The organism is Metabacillus sp. 22489, assembly GCF_052044855.1.
Classification (GTDB): domain Bacteria; phylum Bacillota; class Bacilli; order Bacillales; family Bacillaceae; genus Metabacillus; species Metabacillus niabensis.
Genome location: NZ_JBQENT010000061.1, coordinates 1 through 25,707 on the forward strand (window position 1 = coordinate 1; position 25,707 = coordinate 25,707).

Below are 25,707 nucleotides of genomic sequence, written 5' to 3' on the forward strand. Positions count from 1 at the left end.
GGATGGTGGACGCATCCAGCAATGGGCTATGGTCATGAATCAACTATTAGTTCATGACCACCTAAAGGAACGTGTGAAGAAATATCTAGAATAACTTACACACTTTTCTTGACAAGCCCCCTTTAGATTTATTTACATGAACAAGATAAACCTTACTATGCTTATCATAGGTAATATCTTCTCTCTTTATCTCCACTAATTCACCGACACGAATTCCGGTTAGATAAAGCATATCGACAATAGCTATATCCCTTTGTGCTGATGCTTTACGACTATTAGCTACTTTTAGTCTAATAGTTTCAACATCCTCAACTTCAATCGATTTAGGAGCTTGCTGTGATATATGTTCAGCTTTATTGATATGAATATCCTTAATACAATCACGTTGATTAGTGTATCTACAAAGAACACTGATTGCTGCAAATATACGATTAATACTTGAAGGACTATATCTGTTTCCCTTTGTGTTTTTAATCAATCCACTCTCTAATGCATCAATAAACCTTTGTACAGTTGGTTGAGTAAGTTGATCAAGTCGAATATCAACCTTAGATAAATAGCGGTTTAGTATCTCTAAATCACGTTGATAACTCTTCTTTGTATTCTCTGCTTTGTTTAATTGAAAAACAAACTCACTAATTAATTGACTGTTATTTTCCAGGATATTCATTTGTATCTCCTCCTAATAATTACTTATGCGAAGTTAAGGTTAGTTGAAAATGATATGTAAACCCTTAATATTTACCTATATTATACCATTTTACTTCGCATAAGTAAATGATTAGGATCGCATAAGTAGAGTTATGTGAAGTAATTTTGTAAGGAATAACATGGATAAATACATAATTGAATTGATATATCTTTTCTTATTGAACGTTATCAGAAGCATTTAAAGCCTTATATAGAAGAGTTAATAAAAAAGGTATAAATACATTAAGATAACCCCACCATGCCTTCTAAATCGAATCTGAGAATGAGGCCGCAGCAGTCGATTCACATTTTTTATAAAAAAATTTTAGGTCTTGAAAATTACATCTCGGAGGTGAGACTTTGGATTTAATAAACACTAAAGAAAATCGTCAACTTGTCATGAAGTATGCTATTAAACTATTTGGAAAAGAAAAAGGAAAACAGAAAGCACTCGAATATAAGAATAACTTTTTCGGATATGGTGGATTAGCATATCAGATCGGGAGACGAAGTTTAGAATTTTTCTGCTTATATTTTCTACAGGATTTCTTTACTCCAAAAGAGACTAATACTGTACGTAATTTAGCACAAGTCCATTACGAAATATGGAATGAGTTGGAAAATATATTCATCCATAATAAATATGATAAGGAAGAATTCATTTTAAGCAGGGGGATAGGGAAAACAACAATTATTGATATGGCACTTTGTACATTTTGTCATGTTTATAAAATTAGTCATTTCACAATTGTCCTCGCTAACCGTTCCGACGATGCTGAAGAGTTTGTTGAGAAAACTAAAAAGGCATTAAAAACCCCTTACATAGTCCACACATTCGGTAATCTAATTAATCCAAGAAAAAGAGTAGTAAATAAATCTGAATTGGAACTCGATAACGACACAAAAATAGAAGCTTACAGTGCAGGCTCGTCCGTTCGTGGTGCATCGTATTCTACACCATCTGGGATTTTTAGACCAACACTTTACCTTGCTGATGATTACATATCGGAAAATGACATCACTTCTGATCAAAGTAAATTAAAAAAATATCAAAGATGGTTAAAGGAAGTTGAAGAAGGCGGTGATTCTGCCGTTTATAGAGATGGTAAATTAATTAAACCTGCAACTAAATTTATCGTAATCGGCACTCCACTAGCACCAGGAGACTTTATTGACCAAATTCGCATTAATCCAGAATATAAGGTTTTCCATCGTTCTGTAGTCGATTTTGATATTGATGATTACTTTGAAAACAATGAATACTGGCAAGAATTTAAGAAGATTTTATTTGATGATAAAAGACAGGATTCACTAGCGGATTGTAAAAAGTATTATGAACAACATAAAAATGAAATGGATTTCCCTACAATTTGGGAGAAATATCACTGCTTTGAATTAGGTTTAAAATACTTTACAAAACGTCTTGAATTTATGCAGGAATTAATGTGTAAATGTGAAGATATTGGTGATAAATGGTTCACTTCAAATAGGGTTCAATCAAAGGAAGAAATCGAATCACATAATCATATTAAAACTATGCTAACAATCGATACGGCTGGTGTGAAAGTCAAAGACAAGAATCGTGCAGACTTCTTTGCATTCTGTGTTGGTTCTTATGCAGATAATGGATTTAAATATGTTAGAAAAGGACAACTTCGTAAATTTGTTGATGATTATGACGGATATATAAAACATGTGATTAAACTTTTAGAGGAATTTGAAGATATCTCACATGTATCTATCGAGAAAAACCAATTCCAAGGTTTAGATGTTGAAAGGTTAGAACATGAAATTGCAAATAATCCTGCGTTAAGAAAGCGTAATATTACATTTATAAATGAGATGACTCGAAAGAACAAAGATGACAAAATATCGACGATCGTATCCGACATATCTAATGGGAGGATAATTTTCTGTAAGGAAAGAGTTGAGAAAGAGGCCTTAGAACAACTCATGTCGTTTAGTGGTCAACAATTTACTCGCCATGATGACTTCGTTGATACGGTCGCTGAATTTGCAAACAGAATAGATGAAATTGAAGTGAAAAATAAGCGGATTAAAACATTAGATAGACGTTTATTTGGATTATAAAGAGGTGGAATTAAATTGTTAACTCCAGAACAGATTAAAGTAGCATATCAAAAATATTTAAACGAATTACCAAGAAATCAAAAACTATATAATTATTATATTGGGGTACATGACATACTTAATCGGGTTATAGATGATCCAATGAAGCCAAACAATAAAATAGTGACAGGATACCCTACCCAAATCATAGACACTCTGGTCGCATTTTTTGCATCTGTTCCATTATCATATTTAAGTAAATCCGATAATGAAGAATTTCTAAAAGTATTATCAAAGATATTCTATGAAAATGATGAAGAAGATGTAAATGCAGAAATCGTTAAAAATTTCTCAATCTTCGGGAAAACATATGAGTTGTATTGGATTTCTGACAAAGCAGATGAACATATTCGTTTTACAGAGTATTCCCCATTAGAGATGTACGTTGAAAGGGATTCTAAGGAAAACGTAAAGTTGGCCATTCGTCCTTTTCAAGAAGTGGTTGGTGAGAAAACTATTCTTAAAATTGAAGCATATGATGATGAAGGAATATACTATTTCACATCAGAAGATGATGGAGCAAACTTTATTCTCGATACTTCTGAAGGGATTAGAGATCATTATTTTGGAGAAACACCTGTCAATGTATATAAAAATTGCAATGAAGAAGTAGGTGACTTCGAACGTTTTATACCTATGATCGATGCCATAGATAAATTATTATCAGACAGTTCAAACGAGTTAGAGGCATGGGTCAATGCCTATCTTGTTCTTGCTGGTCACGGTGCTACCGAAGGGGAAGATGTGTTAAAGCTTCGGGAAGATGGGATTTTACTTGTCGATGAAATTAACCAGGCTAAATTCTTAACTAAAGATGCAAATACAGATTTCCAACAACAATTTTTTGAAACAGTTGATAATTTAATTCATGATCAATCAGCAACTCCCAAACTTACATCAGAACAATTTTCCAGTAATTTGAGTGGGCAGGCTCTTGGTTTTAAGCTCTTTGGGATCGAAAGTCGGGCTAAACTTAAAGAGAGAAAAATGAAAAAAGCATTGAGAAAGCGAATCAAATTTATTTGCAATATTTTAAATAAACCTAAATATAAATATGATCCAATGGATATCGAGTTTGATTTTATTCGAAACATTCCTCAGGATCATGATAAAATTGTTGATCAAATGACTAAATTAGTTAACATGGTTGACCTCAAAACTCTTCTATCATGGCATCCAAAAATTACTGATGTTGAATTAGTTTTAAAGAGGCTGTCTGAACAAAATGACTCAATGGATCTAGATAAGATTAAAGAAAAAGTTAAAAAAGAAGAATTAGTAAATGAATAAGCAAACGAAAGAATTTATTGATCTATTGGAAAGTGAAATTGTTCAGTCAGATGAAGAATTTAAAAAAATGTTATTTAAATACATAAAAACAAGAGATAGCATCAACCACTATTTAGCAGAATTATACATTAAGTATGCTGTTAACGGTGGCCTTAATTATCTACATTTGAAAAATAATGGCGCTCTTAATAAGTTTAAAAAGTACATTGAAGAAGAATTAGAAGGTAATGCAGCATTTGAAATTGCATTGTTGACTTCGATATTAACTTCATTGTTTAAGCGTAGTTATGAAAACATATCTGATAAATTAAGAAGCTTACTAAATGTAAAAATAACTACAGGTAAAATAACAAAGGCTTTAACAGATGAAATGGTTCATTTTGATTGGTCTGGGATTACATATGAGCAAAGAATTGTTAACAATCATTCATCATTATTTAAAACAATTTGGTCAACGTTTGTAATTGGGATTCAAAACGGGGAATCGATGGATACTATTGCAAAGAAATTCAACAAACACTTTAATAGTAAAGCCAATCATTCACAGTACCTACAAGAAACAGAGGTATCAAGGTTATTATCATCTACAATGGATAAAATCTACAAAGATAATAAAATTAGTCAAGTAGTCTATCAATCTGTTCTTGAAAAAAATACTTGTGGAGAATGTGCTGCTTTACACGATGAAGTTTTTTATTTAGATGATCCATTTAGACCTATAATACCAAGGCACAGTAAATGTAAATGTTTTTATATACCTGAAAATCTATATTTCTAATCAAGTCACTACTATTTAGTGGCTTTTTTATATGGTCTTGTTTCTTAATTTTAGACCTTACCAAAAAGATGAAATTGAAAACAATATATGCGTTTCTAGGGCTTTAAAGTGTTAGAAGGGCAAGGAGGTAATTTAAATGGAATTAAATTTAGAACAGGTTAAGAGTTTCCTTGAGCAAAACAAGGAAGATGCAGAGGTTAAAGCATATCTTCAGGGCTTTAAACAGTTAAGCGTTGATGAGGTGCAAAATTTAGTGCAAACAAATAAAGAATTAACAAGTTGGTTCGATTCTGAGAAGGATAAGCATCATAGTAAGGCATTAGAAAAATTCAAAACTAATACAATGCCAAAACTAATTGAAGATGAAATTAAGAAACGAAATCCTGATAAAACTCCTCACGAATTAGAATTAGAATCTGTTAGAGCTGAATTAACAAAAATGAAAAATGAAAAACTTCAGGAAAAATTAAAAAGCTCAGCGATTAAATTTGCTTCAGATAATCAACTTCCAACAGATTTGATTAATTATTTTATTTCGATTCAATCAGAAGATGATGATGAAGGAACAAAGAGTCATGAAGCAACAATGAGCAATCTTAATTCTTTTAAAGATGTATGGTCAACCCATTTAACGAATGTCGTAAATGAAAAAATTAAATCCAGCGGTTTTACTCCAAAGGATAATAATGAACCACCGGTAAATAAGAACTACGAAGAAATGTCGATGGAAGAGTATAGAAAAGCTAGGATAGGCAACTAACTTGTTGTCTTACATAATAATAAAAAATTTTAAAAACCAAGGAGACTGAAAATTTATGTCAAATCAACTTATTACACCACAAATCGTAGCTAAAGAATCTTTAATGGTATTGGAAAATAACATGGTATTTGGTAACTTAGTACACCGTGACTATTCAAATGAATTTGTTAGTGGGGTAGGTGACACTGTAAATGTTCGTAAGCCTTCAACTTTTGAAGCTAAAGAATTTAGTGATTCAATTGAAATTCAAGATGCTAAGGAAGGAAGTGTACCGGTTAAATTAGATACTCACTTAGATGTGTCTTTTGAAGTAACTGCGAAAGAGTTAACGTTAGATATTAGTGAGTTTTCAGAACAATTTGTTCAACCTGCTATGAGAGCTATTGCACAAAAAGTAGATGAGAAAATTGCAAAACTTTACAAAGATATTCCTTTTTACTATGGTATTGCTGGACAAACTCCTGCAACTCCAAATGTAATCCCACAGGTTAGAGCTATCTTAAACAAAAATAAAGTTCCTCTAGCTAATCGAAATCTTGTACTTAATCCTGATACGGAAGCTAGTTTTCTTTCAAATGACATTTTCACTAATGCTGATAAAGTTGGGGATAATGGAACTGCATTACGTGAAGGTTCTCTAGGTCGTAAATTTGGATTTAATATCTACATGGATCAAAATATTCAAGATCATACAGTTGGGACACTTGCAGCAACAGGAGGTGATATTGTCGTTAAAGGTGCAGTTGCTGCTGGTTCATCATCTTTAACACTAGCTACTACTGGCTCAGCAATGACTGGAACACTCGTTAAAGGTGATTTATTAGTGATTAATGGTAAAGGTTATGCTGTTGCTCAAGATACTGTTGCATCAGGTAATGAAATTGCAGTAACTCTTACAATCCCAACATTTGAATCTATTGAAGATCAAGCTGTTGTAGGTGTAACTGCAAGTCACGCTGCAAATTTAGCATTCCACAAAAATGCATTTGCATTCGTAACTCGACCGTTAGCTTTACCAAGAGGAAACTCTAATGCCGCAATTCTTAACTATAATGGTCTAGGAATCCGTGTAGTACAATCTTATGATGTAAATACTAAAAAGGATATTATTTCACTTGACTTACTAGGTGGATTCAAAACTTTAAGCCCAGAAATGGCTGTAAGATTAATCGGTTAATCAAATATAAAACTATAAGGGCTAGAGTATAAACTCTAGCCCCTTTTTTTACTTTTAAGAAAGGGTGATCTAATTGAATTGTAACTACTGTCACATAGAATATACAACAAGAGAAGGATTAGATGCTCATATGGCATCATGTTTTTATAAAGAAAATCCATTGACGAAGCCAATAAAACAAAAAGCAGTTAATCCTGGTACTAAAAAGAGAACAACAAGTCGAAGTAATTCAACTTCAAAAAGAAAAACAACATCAGATAAAGTTGGTGAATAATTTTGTTAGAAGAAAATCAAATTGAGCAATCGGTTAAAAACTTAAAACTAATTTTAGGTATAAAAATAGATGACACTTCCAAAGACGATTTAATAAAACTATATTTTTCTAGAGCTTCAAATTTTGTTATTCGTTATTGTGGTCATGAAAATTTCAATCAGGATATGATTGAAATCGCAGAAGACATTGCCATTATTTTTTATAGAAACAAAGGTGTTGAAAACATTGAATCTGAATCAAAGGGGAGAATTGTAGACACTTTTCGAAAAAGTTTATCTCCTGAAATGTATAAACGCTTAAATAGTAATCGAAGGTATAGAGGGGTAAAACAACGATGAGACTACCTAAAACTGCATACCTTTTTAAAACAGAGAGAATCCAAGTAGGGATTAGTGATTTTGATTTACCTGTCTATGAATATATAAAAATCCCTACATATCCATTCGACATGGAACGTGAACCTTATAGTTCTGATAGGGCTAAAATGGATCTAGCAATTAATGTTATAGATGTTCAATTTTTAATGTATACCGAGGTCAATGATAAATTAAAACTAAATACAGAATTTACATATGATAATCGACTATACAAAATAATTCACCCGCCATTAGTTTACGATAACCATCTAGAAATACTAATTAAAGATATAGGTGAATTTGTAGAATAAATTTACTAGAAATTGAGTGCCATTAAAGCACTCTTTTTTTATTTTTATAGGAGGATTTTAATGGCAAACAATTTACAGATAATTATCAATGGGATATTAGATCAAAAGGAAACAGAAAGAATAATTAATAGACAGCTTGAAACAATTGGTAAGAATTTAAAAGTATCTATCGGGTTAAACAGTGATGAATTATCAAAAGTTTCCCAGGATATTCAAAAAATAAAGAAACAAATTGACGGTAATAAGGTAAAGCTTGTTTCCAATAAAGATGTACTTAAGTCGAAAGAATTCTATACTAATATTGAAAAAGCTGTAGAAAAGTACAGTCAACTAGGCACTGTAAATATAAATAAAACATTTAATCCAGCAACTAAAGAGTTGGAAAAATTTGTTCTGAAGTTGGAGAAAGCAAATGGACAATCTGAGCGCTTAACATTTGAATTAGCTAAACTCAAAAATATTGAAGGTATTAATGGATTTGTACTAACTGGGAAAAATGTAGTGGATAATACTGCAGCAATCAGGGAAAAACAATTGCAAGCTGAGCAAAAAATTAATAAAGAAATAGATAATCAAAATGAAAAAGTAAGACATCAACTTGAGATGTTTAAGGAACAATCGAAGCTTAATTCAAATAATTTTCTCAATAAGTATAAAAGTGAATCAGATAATACTGGTTTAAGAGATTGGATGAAATCTGTTGAATCATTGAATGAATCAACACCAAATTTAAACCATCAAATGGATAAGCTTAGATTACAATTTAAAAATATTGAAGCAGAAACAAAGAAATCTACTGCGCAAGTTAATAATTTTGGTACAGCATTTGAAAATGCATTCAGTAGAATGCCAATTTACATTGCTGCAAGTGCTGCTATTTTCTTCCCAATACAAACTGCACAAAAATTCTTCGATACCCTTGTGGAAATTGATTCTCAGTTAACATCAATAAAAAAAGTAATGGATGACGGTTCAAACATTAGTACAATATTAGATCAAGCAACCGAATCTGCTCAAAAATTTGGAAGAACTATTTCAGGAGCTTTAAGTGCATACGAAATATTCTTTAAAATGGGATTCGATTCTATTGATTCAAATATTTTAGCAAACAGTGCAATGCTACTTTCAACTGTTGGTGAAATGGAAGATGCAGATGCAGCAAACTCACTTGTTGCCGCAATAAGACAATATGGCATGGAAGTGTCTGATGCATCAAAAATAGTTGATGTATATAATGAAATATCAAACAACGCTGGTACAACTAGTGAGGACTTAGCAAATGCTGTGGCGAAGGCTGGTTCATCTGCAAATAATGCCGGAGTCAATTTTGAAACCTTATCAGCTTATGCATCGACGGTGACGGAATCCCTAAAAATATCAGGCCAAGAGGCGGGCAATTTTTTTAAGACATTTTTCACTAGAATAATTCGTGATGACACTAGAAGTCAATTGGAAGAAATTGGTGTTGCTACAACTGATGTAAATGGAGAGTTTTTACAGGCAGATAAAATCATTGAGTCATTAGCTGCAAAGTGGTCAAGCTTGTCCACTGAACAGAGAAATTCATTAGGACAGGCACTCGGTGGAGTATATCATATAAACAAAGTTAATACATTACTTTCAAATCAATCACGAACTGTAGAGAGTTTAGAAGCTGCATATAATTCTTATAACTCAGGGCAAAAAGAGTTGGAAACTTTCCAGGAATCCATGCAATATAAAATTAATCAAATGACTGCGAGTTTTGAAGGTTTGGCTATTGCAATTGGACAAAATGGAGCCCAAGATGGAATAACTAAAATCATTGAATTAATAACTTTTATGACTCAAGGTTTCACTCAATTAACAGAAGCAACTGATGGTTGGAATATCAAACTCCCTATTCTTATTGGATTAGTTTGGGGTGGAGTTAAAGCGTTTGGTGCTTTAAAAATTGCATTAACAGGTGTTAAATCCTCTTTTGGTATTTTTAGTGTAGGATTAATAGCAATAGAAACTTTAGCATCTGCATTTATGGGTTCTGCATCTGCTGCTGATATAAATACAAAAGCATTACAAGAAAATGCACAAAAAACTAGTGATCAAGCAGACGAATTAGAAAGACTTGTTGCAAAGTATAATGAATTGTCACCACAAGCTCAAAATAGCACCGAAAAACAAGAAGAGTTACAAGGAGTATTACAGCAGATTCAAAAGATTGCACCTCATTTAATTGAATCTACAGGGAAATATGGTGACGTATTAACTCTCAATAAAGAAAAAACTGATAACTATATTGCTTCATTAAGAGAAATGACTAATGAGCAATTAAAACAAGCACAGACTGCAAATAACATTGAATTAAGTAATGTAAATGTTGACATTGATAAAGCTAAAAAAGAACTAGAAAATATGGACTCCTCTGTTAAAGATATCATGAGTCAAATTGAAGACTATCAATTTAAGTTTGATGTTTCAGGGATAACTGATGCAGAAAAAGAATATATAAAACGTATTGACAATATGACCAAAAAAGCAGATGAAGCATTGAAAAAAGGTGATTCAGCTTTAGCAGGTAAAATTAGTCAAGATATTCAAGAAGCTTCAGTTGAGTATAGAAATTACATGCAGTTAATGAATAATAACGGTGATGAGTTAGCCAAGTACACTGAAAAATTTAGTGAACTTCAAGAATTAGAAGGCAAAAAGGACGGTATTGAACAACGTTCACAAGCATTATCAGATATGATAAATGGTACTAAATCAAGTACGGAAGCGAATAATGAGAACGCAACCTCTTTACAAAATGCCGAATCAGCCCTATCCTCTTATGGCGATGAAGCGACTGAGACAATAACTGCACAAGACGAATTAAACAAACGAATTCAAGAAGCTAAAGATAACTTTACTGAATTGTCGTCAATTGTATTAGAATTAGTCAACGCTAAACAATATGATCAGTCGGTTACTGTAGCCACTGTAGATGCTTACAATGCTCTTGCCAATGAAGTCGAACCTCTTAATTCTCTTCTGGAAAAAATGGCTGAAGGCAAAGAAATTTCAGCTGCAGAAGCAATGAAGTTAATTCAACAAGAGGAAGATTTGGCTGATGCGATTGATTTCTCTAGTGGACAAATTAAAATAAATGAAAAAGCAGTCATCGATCTCCGTGATTCTAAAGTAGCGTCATACAATGTGATGATTGAAGCTCAAAATAAGGAACTTAATGCACAAAAAAAGGCATTATTAGCAAAATTAAAATTAAATGAAACTGAAATTGCTGGTATCAAGACTGTTGCGCAGGCAAGATATGAAGCAAATAAACAGTTAAATGAAGAAATCACTAACGAAGATCCTCTAGCTGGTTATTTACATTCTAGTCAATACATGGCTTCACACCCAGTAATTGAAAAATCAATGGGAGATTTATCTAAGATTCTTGAAGCTCAAGAATCTTTAGCTCGATTAACTGAAATGGCTTCTTCAGGTTTGACTCAAGTGGGAACATCTATGGAAGATTTATCAACTTCTACAGATAAAGCAAATAAAGAAACCGAGAAATCAGTTTATGTTTCTGATAAATATAGACTTAGACTAGAACAAATCAACGTGTTGATGTCACAGCTTAATGCAACTAAATCTAGGTACGCTCAACATTCACGCCAATACCGTAACGCATTAGAAAGAGAAATTAAACTTCTTAAAGAACAGTCTAAGGTATATCAGCAACAACAAAAAGATCTGAAAAATCAAATCAAAACAGGAAACTTTATTTCTTATGGGAAATCAAGTACTCCTACTACTTCTTCTAATGCAACATATAACGGGAAATATGCTTCGTACATCAACCAAGCTGCAACAAAATATGGAGTTAATCCATTCCTTATTGCTGCAATAATTCAACAAGAATCAGGCTTTAATCCAAAAGCAGTTTCCCCTGCTGGAGCACGTGGATTAATGCAATTAATGCCTGGAACCGCTAGAGATCTAGGTGTATCTAACTCTTTCGATCCTTTTCAAAATATAATGGGTGGAACAAAGTATATTGCCCAACAGTTAAAAACTTTTGGGAATGATATTCAGAAAGCATTAGCTGCATATAACGCTGGCCCTGGCAATGTTAGAAAATATGGTGGAATCCCTCCTTTTAGAGAAACACAAAATTACGTAAATAAAGTATTAGCTAATTTCAATAAATTAGCAGGTTCTGCGAATAACATTGCAACAACCTTCTCCTCTGCCTCTCAAAGTGTTGCTGATTATTACAAAAATAATTTCAGAGTTACATCTAAATTTGGTCAAAAAGAATCATTCCGCTCTTCTCCACATAAAGGGCTGGATCTAGCTAATGGTAAGCAAGGCGATCCTGTAAAAGCCTTACGTGGTGGTAAAGTTATTACTGCAGCCTACAGTAAAACAGCTGGTTATTGGGTAGTAGTTCAACAAGATGATGGTACCGTTGCTAAGTATATGCATATGCAAAAGGGATTAAATGTTAAAGCCGGCCAAAAAGTTTCTGCTGGTCAACAACTTGGTAAAGTTGGTAATACTGGTCGATCAACAGGTGCTCACCTTCATATTCAAATTGAGCAAAATGGTAAAGCAATTGATCCTCAAAAATACATGAATACTTTAAATACATCCACTTCCGGTGTAGTTTCTAACTTAGAAGCAGCTGAGAATGCTCAAATGGAGCTAATGCAAGGTCAACAGCAAATTGCTCAGATTAATGAACAAATCCAACAATTATATGGTGAAATTGTTAACTCTAGAATTGCTGAATATCAACGTGAACGTGACTTATTAAACGATGACATTGCAATCTATGAACGTGGTATGGCTAACTATATCAAAGGTTCAAAAGATTGGAATACTATGCAGCAAAAAAGAGAAGCAATGATGGGTAAGCAAATGGTGCTTTACACTCAAGAAATTGGGTATATCAAGCAACAAATGAAATACAATAAAAACCTATCTGCTGAACAAAAAGCTAGTCTGGTTGACCAGTTAACTGCTGCAAATGAAGCTTATTACCAAATGCGAGTACAATTCCAAGAGTTACAAATGGAATTAATTAATGGTAGAGTGGCACTGTATCAACGTGAGCGTTCGTTACTAGAGGATAATATTGCAGTCTATGAACGTGGTATGTCTATTTATGCTGAAGGATCTGCACAATGGTTGACGATGCAACAAAAACGCCAAGCAACTATGGGCAAACAAATGGTTTTCTACACAAAAGAAATTCAATATATGAAGAACCAACTAAAATTGAATAAAAGTTTGTCTAAACAACAACGTGCAGATTTAACAGATATGATTGCTGAAGCGAATGAAGCTTACTACCAATTACGGGTAACATTCCAAAGTCAACAAATGGAACACATTGATGCTGTAATTACTAGGTATCAACGTGAACAAGATTTACTCAATGATAATCTAGCAATCTTGGAGCATACTGCTTCAAGAGAAGAGGAGATGTCAAAAGAGTGGATCGAAGATATGTCGCAGCGCAAAGAACTGTTGGAGCAACAAAAAGAATCTCAATGGATACTACTTAAATATTTAGAAAATCAACTAAAAACCAACAAATCTTTGAGTGCAGAGCAACGCGAACAACTTAAACAAAAAATTACAGAAGCCGCTATTCAGTATAATTCTTTACGAGCTCAATACGATGGTTTAAATGACGAATTTCTATCCGCTCAAGAGTCATTGGCTGATAAAGTCGTAGAAATGTATAAGGAAGCTTACGAACAACAACGTGATTCTGCATTGAAGGCCATAGATGAAGAACAGGAAGCATTTGAAAAAGCTCACAATGAAAAACTTAAAATGCTTAGAGAAGAACGTGAAGATAATAGCTTTGAAAATGATTTAGCAAAACGTCAAGAAGAGATTGCGGAACTTCAAAAATTACGAAATGCACACTTAATGGACGATTCAAATGCTGGTCAAGCTAGAGCAAAAGAACTTGAGGAAGAAATTAAAAAGGCACAAGAAGACTTGCAAGAGTTCCTTAGTGAAAGAGAATATTCTCAGCGTGAAAAAGCATTAGAGGAACAAGCTCAACAAAAGCAAGATGCTTTTAATGAGGAACGTGAGAAACTTAATGAGCATTACGATAATTTATTAAACGATGAATCTAAATTCCAAGAAATAAGACAACAAGTCATCCTCGGTAACATTAAAGCAATTTCGAATGAATTAATGTCGTTTGCACATTTAGCAAGACAAAATATGGAGTATATCGGGAAATCAATAACTGATAATTTCATAGATAGCATTTCAGAAGTAAGACATAAGTTAAAAGATTTTCAAGGGGAATTTCAACGAAGAGCAATCATTAAAAAACCTACCTCACTTGTCAAAGGAACAAACGAAAGTAATCTTAAATATGTTCGACAAATGAAAAAGGGAGAAAACTTTGAAATAACTGGTTATTCTGAAATGAATGGTGGAATGTATAGATTAGGAAATGCAAAATCAAATCTTTGGGTTAGTGCTAAAGATGTTGATTTGGAATTTTTACCATTCAAATCTGGTGGTTATACAGGCAATGATGAAGGTTTAGCTATGCTTCACGAGAAGGAATTAGTGTTAAATAAAGATGATACTAAGAATGTTCTATCAGCTGTAAATATGCTAAGGCCGAATATAAAGAATATTAAACAACCTGAACCACCGAAGTTGAATCAACCTAGTTTTGCAAATGCACCTACTATTTCATTGAGTTTTGGTGATATTAATATTCAAGGAACGAAAAATACTGCGGATATGTTCTTTAAAGATATTAATAATAGATTGTCTAAAAGTGGGGTGAATATTAAATTATGATGGAGTAAGAATTAGAATTTAGTAAACGAAAAAAAGAGCACATTCGGAATTTACCATGTCATTATGGTTATTTACTGAATGTGCTCTTTTTTTCGTTTTATTTTCCTCTGTTTTGAGTCTTATACTGTGTTATATCGTAAAAGGATACCTTTGTACCATTTTCAATTAAGTCATTCACATGAAAAATCTTCCTATTTTTAAGATTTAAGTATTTTAAATGTTCATTCATTCTGTCAAGCAATAATTCCCCTAAATGACTATATTTATATTCATCAATGTTTTCTGAATAAAAAACAGTAGAAAATGATTCGTCATATAGTGCGTGACATAACATTACTTCAGTAAGTTTATAACCTTCATTCCGTGTGCGGTAAGGAGTATAATAATTTCCGAAGTCATCAACTATTAAATCAATTAATCCTTGAATATTATTAATATCATCATTTGGCTCCCAATTCGGGCCTTCTTCTAAGTATTTGTACATTTATTTACCCCCTAATTATTAAAAGATATAAAACATATGTTCTTGATTTTTATAATACATAATTTTACCATTTTTGACAAGTTTTTTATAAATCCGGATAATAAATGATTTATATATTGATATTTAACTAATTGTTATTTAAAAAGGTCAGTTATAGAATTCCCTACAGTATTCCAAAAAGGATAAGGCTCCTTTGTTTTCTTTTTTAATAACTTTACAATTTTTTGATTTTCTTTAAGAAGTTTGCTTTGCTTATTATAAATATCAATTATATCTATATTTTGTTCAACATTCTTAAATACAGTATCAACAAAATCTATCATTTGCTCTTTAGTAAAATCGGTGCTATAAATTTTGATATTGCTTTTGTCATTAGGTTTATTCGTATTAATTCGACAATCCAAATAAAAAACATTATTTTGATCGTAGTTTCGATTTATTGCTTCTAAGATACTTTTATCCTTGAAAATCCACTGAAGTTGATTTACTTGTATTAATACAATGCTTCTACCTGGCTTAGGTTCTATCTTACCTGGAGTGTAATATTCATATGAACCATCTTTTACTTCGATATCATGTTCCTTTAAAGAATCTTGCAAAATATCACCAATCTTTGGCGCTTCATCATGATATAGGACATGACCAAATTTTAATGAATCTAATTCAATATGCAACAGTCTTTTTATTAAGCGATAATTAAGTTCCAATAATTCATTCTTCTCATCTAACTCTCTAACTGTTAATACCTCCTTAACATAAAAATCACTCCATTTTTTTGGCACATTATCTTTAAAACCTTTTAATATTTCATCAAAATATATAGTGAGATTTCTATACTTTTCTCTAACCTCTTTTCTGTCAGTCCTTTCTTTTCCAGCTCTTAATCCTAAAGAAAACATAATAAAGCTTAAAAATAAACTAATTGCAGAATTAACTCCTAAAGTTAGCCAATCAATATTCACTGTTTAACACTCCTAATAATTTTTACTCTTCTTTATACTCATACAAATCCTCAACCGTCACATTTAACAATCTAGATAGCTTAAACGCATCTTCCAATGATGGTCTGGACTTACCGGAACACCAAGCAGATATTGTATTGTTAGATACATTCATTGCTTTTCTAATTTCATCTCTAGATAAAGGTGATAATTCTATATAACCCTTAATTTTACTTACTAACATAATAGTCCCCCAATTGGTATCTACAAATAAATTCTATATAGATGAAATTAATCCTTTTTCTATCATGAAAATAATTTTATAAATCACAAAATTTTTGTGATAACGGACAAGTCTCCCTAAATATACTCTACTATCAAACGTCTTTAAGACGTAATAATAGGAGGAGTTAAAATGACGAAGGAATTGGCTATTTATCTACTTGAGAGTAAGTACGTCTACCTGACTTATGAGGGACGTAGCCAGTTATATGAGTTAATAAATGACGAGAAGGTGTTAAGGAATGTATAGACCTACAGTAAGGTATTCAGACACTTATAAGGCCTATATCAATGACCTATTCCATTCAACTACACTCGACCGTAATCAATTGCTTAGGTTAGCTTTACATGTTGCTGCACATTCAGATCATTTTAAACGGATATTATCAAACTATAAATCTAGTGACGCACCTCTTCCCCAATCTAATTGGAAGGTGGATAACGTTGGATTATGGATGGATAACACATCAACAATAGTAGAGGGAGGTTTGCACTTCAATGCTATCCATACAAGAGGAAAATCAGCTAAGGGAACTGTTAGAGAGGTCAGGAAAGAAGCAGAACAAACTGGATGTAAACAACAGACAGAGAGACGAGAAGGGGAGATTCCTTCCAGAACAATTAGAAACCAAGGTGGAATCAAATTTATATTATGACAGACCACGGAAGGTTAAAAAGGTAAAAGGTACTTATAACAGTTACATTATTAAAGACGTATGGTTTAGTGAGACAGATAAGGAGATAATAATTGTATTTTGGGTGTTCAGTGTATTGGCTATAATATTTTAAAGATAAACCTACTACCATTTATATTATTTGGTAGTAGGTTCTTTTTTAAGAAGATTTTATACTTTATTTAGAATTTTTGTGGTAATATTTTACTATGTAATTAAACAATAAAAGGAGATAGTTTATGAAAAAAATAATTATATTTAGTATATCTATGTTTTTAATAAGTGGATGTGCTTCGGAAATTAATAATGAAGAATTAGATACATATGATTCTTCAGAAACATCAAATGACTATGAATCCGAAATAGATTCCCCATACTCTGAAGAAGAGTTGGAAAATGATTCTTCTGCACCATCAACTAATCCGAATGATTATAATACGGAAGGTGAATATGTTCCTGAGAATGGGGTAAGTGATGAACCGTCTGATTATAATTCAGAAGGAGAATATAAGCCTGTAGATGATATGACTCAAGAAGAAATTGAAGCAGAACTTGAGGAAATTTTAGGCGAAAGTTTAGGGCAATAAATTAAAACTCTACAAGGGGTGATTAAAATAAAATATGCAATACTGATTATTTCTATACTCGTATTCCTCGTAGGCTGCGGAAATGTTTCTTCAAGTAATAGTGAGCAAACCAATGAGGTGAGTACAAATACAAATTTACATTCTGTCAGTGAGTTAAATGAAACAGTTTGGAAAGATTCAAAAGAAGTGTTTGATATATTAAACGGATGGTTTGAAGGTGAAAAAAGAACCGAAAGTGAATCAAATATTGTAGATAACTATATAGAAAGATATTATGACAGCGGTTATACGGAAATTGAAGGATCTGAAAGTTATTTAGTTACTGCTATTTATAATTTATACATTAATGAATTTATGAAAAATATAGGCGAAGAAGCCGACCAAGAAGAAAGAATTAATAACTATAAAAAGTTATATATGGAAGTAGAACAGAAATTTGTTGAAAAGAATATAGACTAACCCACTTAGAAATATCCAAAGTGGGTTTTTATATATTTAATTTACTTTTAAAAATAGCAATATATGATAAATTTACTTGTAAAATATATTGTTACTAAATTATTAAGAAAAATGGTATAAAATGTCAAATATATGGAGACAACTTGGAGGAACTTAATTCCAAGGAGGAAAATAGATGACTTCTGGCAAAAGAAAAAATGTGAACCTTCAACCAAGAGACTCAAGAGGAAGATTTGCTAAAGAAGAAATAAGATTAAGACCAATTAAAGTGAAAAAAGTAAAAGGAACTATAGGGACATATAAAGTTGTTGAAAGAAAGTTATCAGATCAAACTATAGATGAGTCAATTGGTTTAGTTTCAGTATCAATCTTAATATTTGTTACGTGGAACTTTTCAAAATTATATTATCTATATATAGCATAAACCCACTGGTTATTCAGTGGGTTTTTTTTCTTCTTTAATTATTTCAAGTAAATCACTTATTTCGCATTCCAATTTATCACATAACTTTTCTAACGTTTCGAATTTTATTCCGTCAGTTTCTTCTTTATATAACTTTGAAATACCGTTACGATGTAATCCTGTCATATTAGCTACGTCACTAATTTTAAGTTTCTTTTCTCCCATGATTCTAGATAAGTTTACTTTAATCATTGAATACCGTCCTCTCAAAAAAACTCTTATAAAAATTATACATTCTAATGAACATTTTTTCAATTAAACGTTGACAATGCACACTATAGTGTATATTATAGTGATAACAGATAAACATTATAGTGTTCAAAATGAACTAAAATAAAATATTTAGCCCACTGAAGTGTGGGAGGAGGGTGCTTATGAATAAGATTAAAGTTATCACAGTAGCTGACAATTTATCTTACTTTTTGGATGGACTTCTACTCAATGATGACTTTGCAATTTACTATTCAACTCAATCATTTGGAAAAACTTTCTTTTACGCAAAGGTGAGATTTAATGAATCCTTAGATGCTTATGAGGTTGAAATGAGTGGGAATCTTGCCGACAACACGCAAGTACTTGATCCAATGCAAACTCTACAAGATATTAAGAAAATGCTTAATGAGGTTAGTTTATTTACATTCCTTACAAAATTTGAGTTTTGGACTGATGAGCCACTTGGCTTAATCCATGAAGGTGGAACAAAAGTTAAGGAGTGGAAAAATGAAGATTAAAATGGGTCATTTATACATTGCTCTATTTGGAATTGTTGAAGCTTTTATGATTTTGGCTATTATTCAATAAAATTAAAAAGGAGAGGTTGAAATGATTAATATTCAAGCTAATACACATGGAACTAAAAAGTTTTATATTGGAACAACAATAAGATTTGACATTTCAATTGAAGCGAAATGCGAAAATAATCAATCTGCCATCACTGAAGGTTTAAAAAAGCTACATGAATACGCTATTGCAATACCTGAGCTAACATTAACATTACATGATGGTACGGTGGTTAAGCCTAAAATACATAATTACACTAGTGATGAAATGGTTGCTATAGAGGAAGATGAGTAAAAACTCTCCTATCTGGCAATAGAAGAGTTTAAGGAAAATGAAATGTTGGGCATATCTTTTCCTACTTATATTATAACACAAAGCAAAGAATCAATTTCTTGCTTTTTATGTTCCGTAGTGATAATATTCTTACGAATTAAGTGTCTTTGTAATGGTAGGCTGTGGTAGGATTTTGGTAGGAAATTAATTATCACTATAAATTACACTAGGATACGCTAGTTAATTTGATAATTTAAAAATCCTTATTAAATCAATATTCTGGAGCATTCTAGAGTACATAAGAACACTGTAGTAAAAATTAAATATCATTGTTTATTCTTCGGGGCAGGGTGAAAGTCCCTACCGACGGTGATGAAGTATTTAAATAACTTCTTAGCCCGTGACCCGTTAATTAATTTAATTAACGGTTGATCTAGTGTGAATCTAGAGCCGACAGTTAAAGTCTGGATGGGAGAAGAATTGCGCGAACCTTTGCGGTGTATTTATTATCTGTTTTTGAAAAATAGATAGAAAATACTCTTATTTGACTTACTCAAATATCAATTTCTCATTAAAAGCCCTTAGTCTATGACTTTGGGCTTTTTTTATAGGCTTCGAGCAGGATGAATAATAGAAGGAAGGAGGGCGCATAATGTTCACAGGAATTATTGAAGAAATTGGCACAATAAAAAATGTACAAGGAACTAAGGATGCCATTATTTTTACAATTGGTGCAAACAAGATCATCGAAGATATGTCGATTGGAGACAGCATTGCAGTAAACGGAGTCTGTTTAACAGTAACTGAATTTCATGCAGATTCTTTTGCTGTAGATGTAATGCCTGAAACTGTCAAACATACTTCATTATCTATGCTGAAAAATGGTTCAAGAGTTAATTTGGAACGAGCGATGTCTGCTAATGGTCGCTTTGGTGGTCATTTTGTTTCTGGACATGTTGATGGAGTTGGAAAAATTGTTAAAAAGCAACGTGTTTCAAATGCGGTTTATTTTGAACTAGAAGTAGATGAGCAACTAACTGACACATTAATATATAAAGGATCAATTACTATCGATGGAATTAGCTTAACGATATTTGGATTAGAAAAGGATAAAGTAACTGTTTCGATTATTCCCCATACTTTATCAGATACAATTCTTGGACTAAAAAATGTTGGAGATATTGTGAATATTGAATGTGATATGATTGGGAAATATCTTAAAAAATTTATTAATCAACAAGAAGTAACGAAAAGCTCCACATTGAATCTATCTTTTTTAAAAGAAAATGGCTTTTATTAATATTTTAGATTTTAACTATTGTAAAAAGAAGTGTTGATTTTTGGTACATTGTTGATTGGATAGAAGGCACGAGACGATAAGAAGGCTCCCGAACAGCACAGCGCACATCTAAAGCGGAAATAGACAAGTTCAGGAAGAGCCTAGTAAGGTTTAGAAAGGGGCCATTCAAAAATGTTTCATAAAATTGAAGAAGCATTAGCGGATTTAAAAGAAGGAAAAGTTGTGATCGTTATTGATGATGAAGATCGGGAAAACGAGGGAGACTTTGTCGCTTTAGCGGATCGTATCACTCCAGAGGCTATTAATTTTATGATTAAACATGGACGTGGATTAGTTTGTGTACCTATTACAGAAAAACAGGCTAATAAATTAGATTTGTTTCCGATGGTATCACATAATACAGACCCACACGGTACAGCATTTACTGTTAGCGTTGATTATAAAACAAATAAAACGGGAATAAGCGCATTTGAACGTGCTGATACAGTTAGAGCCCTTTTAGATGAAGATACAAAGGCTTCAGATTTTAAACGCCCAGGTCATACCTTTCCATTAGTCGCAAGGGAAGGTGGGGTTTTAAGAAGAGCAGGACATACTGAGGCAGCTGTTGATTTATCAATTTTATGTGGTGCGAAACCAGGTGGAGTTATCTGTGAAATTATAAAAGAAGACGGAACAATGGCAAGAGTTCCAGATTTATTAGAACTAGCTAAACAACTTCAAGTAAAAATCATTACAATAAAAGACTTAATTCAATACCGTAATCAAAGTGAAAAGCTAGTGAAAAGAGAAATTGAAATTGACCTTCCGACAGAATATGGAGTCTTTAAGGTAATTGGTTATTCAAATTTACTTGATCAGAAGGAACATGTTGCCTTAATAAAAGGCGAAATAAATAGTGAAGTACCTGTATTAGTTCGGGTACATTCTGAATGTTTAACAGGAGATGTTTTCGGCTCTTATCGCTGTGATTGTGGACCGCAATTACATGCAGCATTGGCGCAAATTGAAAAGGCTGGAAAAGGTGTCCTTTTATACATGAGACAAGAGGGTCGAGGTATCGGATTATTAAATAAAATGAGGGCATATAAGCTTCAAGAGCAAGGGTATGATACAGTTGAAGCTAACGAAAAACTAGGCTTTCCTTCAGATCTTCGGGATTATGGAATTGGTGCGCAAATACTAAAAGATCTTGGAATCGAAAAAATGAATTTATTAACAAATAATCCAAGAAAAATTGCAGGTTTAGAAGGGTATGGGTTAACGGTAAATGACCGGATACCAATCGAAATGCCTGCAAGAGAAGAAAATGAACATTATTTAAAAACTAAAAACGAAAAATTAGGTCATTATTTACATTTTTAAACAAATAAAAATTTAGCTAAAATAGCTAATGTTGATAGATTAAACAAAATTATGGAGGAATTATGATGAAAACATTTGAAGGACATTTAATTGGTAGTGGATTGAAAATAGCGATTGTTGTTGCTCGTTTTAATGAGTTTATTACATCAAAGCTTTTAACTGGTGCAGAGGATGGATTAAGAAGACATGGAGTTGAAGAGGAGAACGTAACGGTTGCTTGGGTTCCAGGTGCTTTTGAATTACCTCTTGTTGCAAATAAATTAGCACAATCAGGAAAATATGATGCTGTCATAACTTTAGGAACCGTTATTAGAGGTGCTACAACACATTATGATTATGTTTGTAATGAAGCAGCAAAGGGAATTTCTCAAGCTGCATTAAAAACTGGTGTACCTGTTGTATTTGGTGTTTTAACAACTGAAACAATTGAGCAAGCAGTAGAAAGAGCAGGAACTAAAGCTGGCAATAAAGGATATGAAGCGGCTGTTACTGCAATTGAAATGTCAAATTTACTAAAGGTTATCGATTAATTTTTAGGAAAAGTGTTTAAAACCACTAGGAAACTGTTTATAATGTTGTGTGAAGTATTTATATAAATTTGGTATTATTCAGTTACTAAGTACATTTGCTTTTTAAGAAAGCTATTTTGTTAATGAGGGGTATATATGTTAATACGCTTTAAAAAAAGTTTTGAAAAAATTGCGATGGGTCTTTTGTCTTTTATGCCAGCTGAAAAGGATTTAAAGCAATTACAATCAACAATTAAACAATACGAGACAGACGAAAATTGGCAATTGTTTCTTTGGAAACAGGATGAGGACATCATTGGAGCAATAGGTGTTATTTTTAAAGACGAAGAAACTGTTGAAGTCCAACACATTTCAGTAAATCCTTCACACAGAGGTCAAGGTATTGGAAAGCAGATGGTTAATGCTCTAAAAGACATGTACAAAAATAAATCAGTTATACCTAATGAGGAAACAGAAGCATTTCTTGAGAAGTGCCAAAGTAACGATGAACAAAATAATTAAGACGATATAGTAAGATGAAAAAGCTTGAGAAATCAAGCTTTTTTCATTTTGTGTCTTTTCTTTTTTCTTTTCGCTTTGTCAATTGTTTTAGTCTTTCTTCAATTACTTCTTTTCTATCGCGATTTATATGTTTATGAATTAAGTCATCGTCTGTTAGATTACTTTCTTTTCCCCAAGGAATTTGTTGTATCTCACATTTTTGCATACATAACGCTAATAAATTCTCATCGCTAATCGGAAGATTTATGCTATAATAAGCTTTTTCTTCGAGAATTTCAGCTTTTCTAATTTTCAGCTGTTTTAATAAATCATTGCTATGTAACCCAAGCTCTGATAAGGCTAATTGCTCCTTAGTAAGTATACGTAAAGCGTTTGAAATCATTTTAAAAGCACCGGCAAAGTTGCCTCTTCTTTGATGATATAATCCGACTGCAATTTGAATAAGTCCAACCCAATAGGATTTTCTTTTTTTAGGTGGGTCTTTTTTCCAATGTTCTTCTAAAATTTCATGGCATTCAAAATAATCGCGATCACAATGAAAGTGTACGAGAAAGTCGATATATTCTTTATCATACATATAAGGCACCTCATATCCTTCGTCTAAAATACGACTTTATGTTAAATTAGTTTAACATAGATTAGATGAAAAAGGCTGCTGATAGACAGCAACCTTGTTTCCATTAATAAACCCACGCAGCACCAACGATGATTAATAAGATAAATAATACAACGATTAAGGCAAATCCTCCGCCATAATTAAAACCTTGTTCACCCATATTAAATTCCTCCTTAATGATTAGCTTTACATTTGTAATATATGAGCAATTTGCTGAGTTGTATGGGCAGCAGTCTATTTCATACAGTTTTTCTTTTCGTTTTATATAAAGTAATTTTTGAAATATTATTGGACATAGGAGGAATTTATTCTATACTAAATTGTGGCTACTTGTAAGAATGGTGGGATAAAGATTGCAGTATCATGTGAAAATTGATGCTTTTGAGGGACCTTTGGATTTGCTCCTTCATTTAATAAATCGTTTAGAAATTGATATATATGATATACCGGTATCTGAAATAACCGAACAATACATGCTATATATTCATACGATGCAAGTTTTAGAGCTTGATGTTGCCTCGGAATATTTAGTTATGGCTGCTACACTATTGTCTATAAAAAGTAGGATGCTACTTCCTAAACAAGAGGAGGAGCTTTTTGATGATGAATATATCAATGAACCTGAGGAAGACCCACGTGAAGAACTAATGCAACGATTAATTGAATATCGAAAATATAAGGAAGCAGCTGAAGATTTACGGGAACTTGAAGAGGAGAGAGCACAAGTTTATACAAAAGCTCCAAGTGATTTAAGTGAATATGGAACACAGACGATAAATCAAATGGATTCTCTAAATGTAACATTATATGATATGCTAGGTGCCTTTCAAAAAATGTTAAGACGAAAAAAACTACAAAAGCCATTACAGACAAAGATTACGAGACAAGAAATACCGATTGAAAGGAGAATGGAGGAAATTTTAGAGGATTTGCGAACTCATCCAGGTAGACGCAGGTTTGCTGATTTGTTTCCTTCAGGTAATAAGGACCATTTAGTTGTTACGTTTTTGGCTATTTTAGAATTAATGAAATCGCATTTGATTTTGATTGAACAAGAAAATAACTTTGCAGATATTTTTATTATGGGGAGTGAATAGCGTCATGTCCTTTGGATTAATAGAATGGCAATCAATTGTCGAAGCTTTACTATTTGCTTCTGGGGATGAGGGGCTTTCTTTAAAACAATTAGTAACTGTTCTTGATCTTGAAGAACAGGAAGTACTTGAAATTCTGAAAGATTTAGAAAAAGGCTATCAGGCGAAAGAACGAGGGATAGAATTAGTGGAAGTTGCAGGGCATTATCAACTAACTACGAAAAAGGAGCATTCTCCTTATTTAAAACGTTTAGTTGAAACACCTGTTAATACTTCACTTTCACAAGCTGCACTTGAAACTTTAGCGATTATTGCATACCGTCAGCCAATAACAAGAGCTGAAGTTGAAGAAATACGTGGTGTGAAAACAGAAAGACCGATTCATACTCTAGTAACAAAGGCATTAATTAAAGAAGTTGGCAGAGCGGAAGGAACGGGTAGAGCAATATTATATGGAACGACAAAAGAGTTTCTCGAATATTTCGGATTAAAATCTATTGAGGAATTACCACCGCTTCCAGATAAAACAGGGGATGCTTATGAACAAGAGGAAGCAGATTTATTCTTTGAAAAATTTAATGAAACATTAGAAGAATTAAATTGATTTTCTTGTTAAAGACCAGTTTCGTCATACGATGAAGCTGGTCTTTTTTATTGTGTAAAAGAAAACCCTAGGCTAGGCCTAGGGTTCCAAAAAGCTTTCAGCGTGGTATTAAAAAAACTCTTCCGTGGTGCTAAAATATTTTTGGTTCCCCAACCAAAATATGAGCATACGG

The 25,707-nt window shown here is 32.4% G+C and carries 28 protein-coding genes and 1 riboswitch; of the genes, 21 read left to right on the forward strand and 7 right to left on the reverse strand.

Annotation, left to right across the window (positions count from 1 at the left end):
• Positions 1-85: 85 nt before the first annotated feature.
• Positions 86-670, reverse strand: a complete 585-nt coding sequence (locus tag ACTJJ9_RS23715; RefSeq protein ID WP_440768927.1) for a tyrosine-type recombinase/integrase — start codon at positions 668-670, stop codon at positions 86-88.
• A 380-nt stretch (positions 671-1,050) separates the two neighbouring features.
• Between ACTJJ9_RS23715 and ACTJJ9_RS23720 the strand changes: the two genes are divergently transcribed.
• The 9 genes from ACTJJ9_RS23720 to ACTJJ9_RS23760 all read left to right on the forward strand — a co-directional run bounded on the left by ACTJJ9_RS23720 (position 1,051) and on the right by ACTJJ9_RS23760 (position 14,582).
• Positions 1,051-2,781 carry a hypothetical protein gene (locus ACTJJ9_RS23720; RefSeq protein WP_440768928.1) on the forward strand — a complete coding sequence of 577 codons (1,731 nt, stop codon included), beginning with the start codon at positions 1,051-1,053 and terminating at the stop codon, positions 2,779-2,781.
• Positions 2,782-2,796: 15 nt separating this feature from the next.
• Entirely contained in the window at positions 2,797-4,110 is a 1,314-nt protein-coding gene (locus tag ACTJJ9_RS23725) for a phage portal protein (protein ID WP_440768929.1), read from the forward strand.
• Positions 4,103-4,888: a minor capsid protein gene (locus ACTJJ9_RS23730; protein WP_440768930.1), complete on the forward strand. Its 786-nt coding sequence runs from the start codon at positions 4,103-4,105 to the stop codon at positions 4,886-4,888. Before ACTJJ9_RS23725 ends, ACTJJ9_RS23730 begins: the two co-directional genes overlap by 8 nt.
• 136 nt (positions 4,889-5,024) lie before the next feature.
• On the forward strand, positions 5,025-5,648 hold the full coding sequence (locus ACTJJ9_RS23735; protein ID WP_440768931.1) for a DUF4355 domain-containing protein: 624 nt from the start codon (positions 5,025-5,027) through the stop codon (positions 5,646-5,648).
• 55 nt (positions 5,649-5,703) lie between these two features.
• Positions 5,704-6,825, forward strand: a complete 1,122-nt coding sequence (locus ACTJJ9_RS23740) for a P22 phage major capsid protein family protein (protein WP_440768932.1) — start codon at positions 5,704-5,706, stop codon at positions 6,823-6,825.
• Positions 6,826-6,898: 73 nt separating this feature from the next.
• Positions 6,899-7,099: a hypothetical protein gene (locus ACTJJ9_RS23745; protein ID WP_440768933.1), complete on the forward strand. Its 201-nt coding sequence runs from the start codon at positions 6,899-6,901 to the stop codon at positions 7,097-7,099.
• A gap of 2 nt (positions 7,100-7,101) precedes the next feature.
• Complete coding sequence (locus ACTJJ9_RS23750) at positions 7,102-7,437, forward strand: phage head-tail connector protein (RefSeq protein WP_440768934.1); 336 nt, start codon at positions 7,102-7,104, stop codon at positions 7,435-7,437.
• On the forward strand, positions 7,434-7,766 hold the full coding sequence (locus ACTJJ9_RS23755) for a hypothetical protein (RefSeq protein WP_440768935.1): 333 nt from the start codon (positions 7,434-7,436) through the stop codon (positions 7,764-7,766). Before ACTJJ9_RS23750 ends, ACTJJ9_RS23755 begins: the two co-directional genes overlap by 4 nt.
• Positions 7,767-7,826: 60 nt before the next feature.
• A complete protein-coding gene (locus ACTJJ9_RS23760) occupies positions 7,827-14,582 on the forward strand; it encodes a phage tail tape measure protein (protein ID WP_440768936.1) in 6,756 nt (2,251 codons plus the stop codon).
• A 97-nt stretch (positions 14,583-14,679) separates the two neighbouring features.
• On the opposite strand, the gene ACTJJ9_RS23765 is transcribed toward ACTJJ9_RS23760, so the two are convergent.
• The 3 genes from ACTJJ9_RS23765 to ACTJJ9_RS23775 form a co-directional block, all read right to left on the reverse strand.
• A complete protein-coding gene (locus ACTJJ9_RS23765; RefSeq protein WP_440768937.1) occupies positions 14,680-15,066 on the reverse strand; it encodes a hypothetical protein in 387 nt (128 codons plus the stop codon).
• A 134-nt stretch (positions 15,067-15,200) separates the two neighbouring features.
• Positions 15,201-16,028 carry a hypothetical protein gene (locus ACTJJ9_RS23770; RefSeq protein WP_440768938.1) on the reverse strand — a complete coding sequence of 276 codons (828 nt, stop codon included), beginning with the start codon at positions 16,026-16,028 and terminating at the stop codon, positions 15,201-15,203.
• 22 nt (positions 16,029-16,050) lie between these two features.
• Positions 16,051-16,251 (reverse strand): helix-turn-helix transcriptional regulator, encoded by a 201-nt coding sequence (locus tag ACTJJ9_RS23775; RefSeq protein WP_440768939.1) that lies wholly within the window; start codon positions 16,249-16,251, stop codon positions 16,051-16,053.
• Between the two features lie 280 nt (positions 16,252-16,531).
• Here ACTJJ9_RS23775 and ACTJJ9_RS23780 point away from each other — a divergent pair, with 280 nt between their 5' ends.
• The 4 genes from ACTJJ9_RS23780 (at position 16,532) to ACTJJ9_RS23795 (ending at position 18,433) form a co-directional block, all read left to right on the forward strand.
• Positions 16,532-16,945, forward strand: a complete 414-nt coding sequence (locus tag ACTJJ9_RS23780; protein ID WP_440768940.1) for a hypothetical protein — start codon at positions 16,532-16,534, stop codon at positions 16,943-16,945.
• A 257-nt stretch (positions 16,946-17,202) separates the two neighbouring features.
• On the forward strand, positions 17,203-17,550 hold the full coding sequence (locus ACTJJ9_RS23785) for a hypothetical protein (RefSeq protein WP_440768941.1): 348 nt from the start codon (positions 17,203-17,205) through the stop codon (positions 17,548-17,550).
• 117 nt (positions 17,551-17,667) lie between these two features.
• On the forward strand, positions 17,668-18,009 hold the full coding sequence (locus ACTJJ9_RS23790) for a hypothetical protein (RefSeq protein ID WP_440768942.1): 342 nt from the start codon (positions 17,668-17,670) through the stop codon (positions 18,007-18,009).
• A 175-nt stretch (positions 18,010-18,184) separates the two neighbouring features.
• On the forward strand, positions 18,185-18,433 hold the full coding sequence (locus ACTJJ9_RS23795; protein WP_440768943.1) for a hypothetical protein: 249 nt from the start codon (positions 18,185-18,187) through the stop codon (positions 18,431-18,433).
• Positions 18,434-18,442: 9 nt separating this feature from the next.
• Here ACTJJ9_RS23795 and ACTJJ9_RS23800 read toward each other — a convergent pair whose 3' ends face one another.
• Positions 18,443-18,664 carry a helix-turn-helix domain-containing protein gene (locus tag ACTJJ9_RS23800; protein WP_440768944.1) on the reverse strand — a complete coding sequence of 74 codons (222 nt, stop codon included), beginning with the start codon at positions 18,662-18,664 and terminating at the stop codon, positions 18,443-18,445.
• A 182-nt stretch (positions 18,665-18,846) separates the two neighbouring features.
• On the opposite strand from ACTJJ9_RS23800, the gene ACTJJ9_RS23805 reads away from it, so the two are divergent.
• The 6 genes from ACTJJ9_RS23805 to ACTJJ9_RS23830 all read left to right on the forward strand — a co-directional run bounded on the left by ACTJJ9_RS23805 (position 18,847) and on the right by ACTJJ9_RS23830 (position 23,221).
• On the forward strand, positions 18,847-19,203 hold the full coding sequence (locus ACTJJ9_RS23805) for a hypothetical protein (RefSeq protein ID WP_440768945.1): 357 nt from the start codon (positions 18,847-18,849) through the stop codon (positions 19,201-19,203).
• 91 nt (positions 19,204-19,294) lie between these two features.
• Positions 19,295-19,546 (forward strand): hypothetical protein, encoded by a 252-nt coding sequence (locus ACTJJ9_RS23810; RefSeq protein WP_440768946.1) that lies wholly within the window; start codon positions 19,295-19,297, stop codon positions 19,544-19,546.
• A 311-nt stretch (positions 19,547-19,857) separates the two neighbouring features.
• Positions 19,858-20,009: riboswitch (FMN riboswitch) on the forward strand.
• Positions 20,010-20,177: 168 nt separating this feature from the next.
• A complete protein-coding gene (ribE, locus tag ACTJJ9_RS23815; RefSeq protein WP_145583442.1) occupies positions 20,178-20,825 on the forward strand; it encodes a riboflavin synthase in 648 nt (215 codons plus the stop codon).
• 171 nt (positions 20,826-20,996) lie between these two features.
• On the forward strand, positions 20,997-22,190 hold the full coding sequence (locus tag ACTJJ9_RS23820) for a bifunctional 3,4-dihydroxy-2-butanone-4-phosphate synthase/GTP cyclohydrolase II (protein ID WP_145583440.1): 1,194 nt from the start codon (positions 20,997-20,999) through the stop codon (positions 22,188-22,190).
• A 62-nt stretch (positions 22,191-22,252) separates the two neighbouring features.
• A complete protein-coding gene (gene ribH / locus ACTJJ9_RS23825; protein ID WP_095301076.1) occupies positions 22,253-22,720 on the forward strand; it encodes a 6,7-dimethyl-8-ribityllumazine synthase in 468 nt (155 codons plus the stop codon).
• A 135-nt stretch (positions 22,721-22,855) separates the two neighbouring features.
• Positions 22,856-23,221 carry a GNAT family N-acetyltransferase gene (locus ACTJJ9_RS23830; protein WP_095301077.1) on the forward strand — a complete coding sequence of 122 codons (366 nt, stop codon included), beginning with the start codon at positions 22,856-22,858 and terminating at the stop codon, positions 23,219-23,221.
• Positions 23,222-23,264: 43 nt separating this feature from the next.
• On the opposite strand, the gene ACTJJ9_RS23835 is transcribed toward ACTJJ9_RS23830, so the two are convergent.
• Positions 23,265-23,798, reverse strand: coding sequence for a DUF309 domain-containing protein (locus ACTJJ9_RS23835; RefSeq protein WP_145583438.1), 534 nt, complete (start codon positions 23,796-23,798; stop codon positions 23,265-23,267).
• A gap of 103 nt (positions 23,799-23,901) precedes the next feature.
• Positions 23,902-23,997, reverse strand: a complete 96-nt coding sequence (locus ACTJJ9_RS23840) for a YjcZ family sporulation protein (RefSeq protein WP_095301080.1) — start codon at positions 23,995-23,997, stop codon at positions 23,902-23,904.
• A gap of 193 nt (positions 23,998-24,190) precedes the next feature.
• Here ACTJJ9_RS23840 and ACTJJ9_RS23845 point away from each other — a divergent pair, with 193 nt between their 5' ends.
• A complete protein-coding gene (locus ACTJJ9_RS23845; protein ID WP_145583436.1) occupies positions 24,191-24,934 on the forward strand; it encodes a segregation/condensation protein A in 744 nt (247 codons plus the stop codon).
• A gap of 4 nt (positions 24,935-24,938) precedes the next feature.
• Positions 24,939-25,535 carry an SMC-Scp complex subunit ScpB gene (gene scpB, locus ACTJJ9_RS23850; RefSeq protein ID WP_095301081.1) on the forward strand — a complete coding sequence of 199 codons (597 nt, stop codon included), beginning with the start codon at positions 24,939-24,941 and terminating at the stop codon, positions 25,533-25,535.
• The last annotated feature ends 172 nt before the right edge of the window (positions 25,536-25,707 follow it).

Bases quoted from the DNA above. Each gene is read 5' to 3' on its own strand.
- ACTJJ9_RS23805 (WP_440768945.1), top strand. From the start codon at position 18,847: ATGAATAAGATTAAAGTTATCACAGTAGCTGACAATTTATCTTACTTT.
- ACTJJ9_RS23775 (WP_440768939.1), bottom strand. From the start codon at position 16,251: ATGTTAGTAAGTAAAATTAAGGGTTATATAGAATTATCACCTTTATCT.
- ACTJJ9_RS23820 (WP_145583440.1), top strand. From the start codon at position 20,997: ATGTTTCATAAAATTGAAGAAGCATTAGCGGATTTAAAAGAAGGAAAA.
- ACTJJ9_RS23810 (WP_440768946.1), top strand. From the start codon at position 19,295: ATGATTAATATTCAAGCTAATACACATGGAACTAAAAAGTTTTATATT.
- ACTJJ9_RS23800 (WP_440768944.1), bottom strand. From the start codon at position 18,664: ATGATTAAAGTAAACTTATCTAGAATCATGGGAGAAAAGAAACTTAAA.
- ACTJJ9_RS23760 (WP_440768936.1), top strand. From the start codon at position 7,827: ATGGCAAACAATTTACAGATAATTATCAATGGGATATTAGATCAAAAG.
- ACTJJ9_RS23715 (WP_440768927.1), bottom strand. From the start codon at position 670: ATGAATATCCTGGAAAATAACAGTCAATTAATTAGTGAGTTTGTTTTT.
- ribH (WP_095301076.1), top strand. From the start codon at position 22,253: ATGATGAAAACATTTGAAGGACATTTAATTGGTAGTGGATTGAAAATA.
- ACTJJ9_RS23835 (WP_145583438.1), bottom strand. From the start codon at position 23,798: ATGTATGATAAAGAATATATCGACTTTCTCGTACACTTTCATTGTGAT.
- ACTJJ9_RS23840 (WP_095301080.1), bottom strand. From the start codon at position 23,997: ATGGGTGAACAAGGTTTTAATTATGGCGGAGGATTTGCCTTAATCGTT.
- ACTJJ9_RS23830 (WP_095301077.1), top strand. From the start codon at position 22,856: ATGTTAATACGCTTTAAAAAAAGTTTTGAAAAAATTGCGATGGGTCTT.
- ACTJJ9_RS23780 (WP_440768940.1), top strand. From the start codon at position 16,532: ATGTATAGACCTACAGTAAGGTATTCAGACACTTATAAGGCCTATATC.
- ACTJJ9_RS23795 (WP_440768943.1), top strand. From the start codon at position 18,185: ATGACTTCTGGCAAAAGAAAAAATGTGAACCTTCAACCAAGAGACTCA.
- ACTJJ9_RS23740 (WP_440768932.1), top strand. From the start codon at position 5,704: ATGTCAAATCAACTTATTACACCACAAATCGTAGCTAAAGAATCTTTA.
- ribE (WP_145583442.1), top strand. From the start codon at position 20,178: ATGTTCACAGGAATTATTGAAGAAATTGGCACAATAAAAAATGTACAA.
- ACTJJ9_RS23765 (WP_440768937.1), bottom strand. From the start codon at position 15,066: ATGTACAAATACTTAGAAGAAGGCCCGAATTGGGAGCCAAATGATGAT.
- ACTJJ9_RS23735 (WP_440768931.1), top strand. From the start codon at position 5,025: ATGGAATTAAATTTAGAACAGGTTAAGAGTTTCCTTGAGCAAAACAAG.
- scpB (WP_095301081.1), top strand. From the start codon at position 24,939: ATGTCCTTTGGATTAATAGAATGGCAATCAATTGTCGAAGCTTTACTA.
- ACTJJ9_RS23785 (WP_440768941.1), top strand. From the start codon at position 17,203: ATGAAAAAAATAATTATATTTAGTATATCTATGTTTTTAATAAGTGGA.
- ACTJJ9_RS23730 (WP_440768930.1), top strand. From the start codon at position 4,103: ATGAATAAGCAAACGAAAGAATTTATTGATCTATTGGAAAGTGAAATT.
- ACTJJ9_RS23755 (WP_440768935.1), top strand. From the start codon at position 7,434: ATGAGACTACCTAAAACTGCATACCTTTTTAAAACAGAGAGAATCCAA.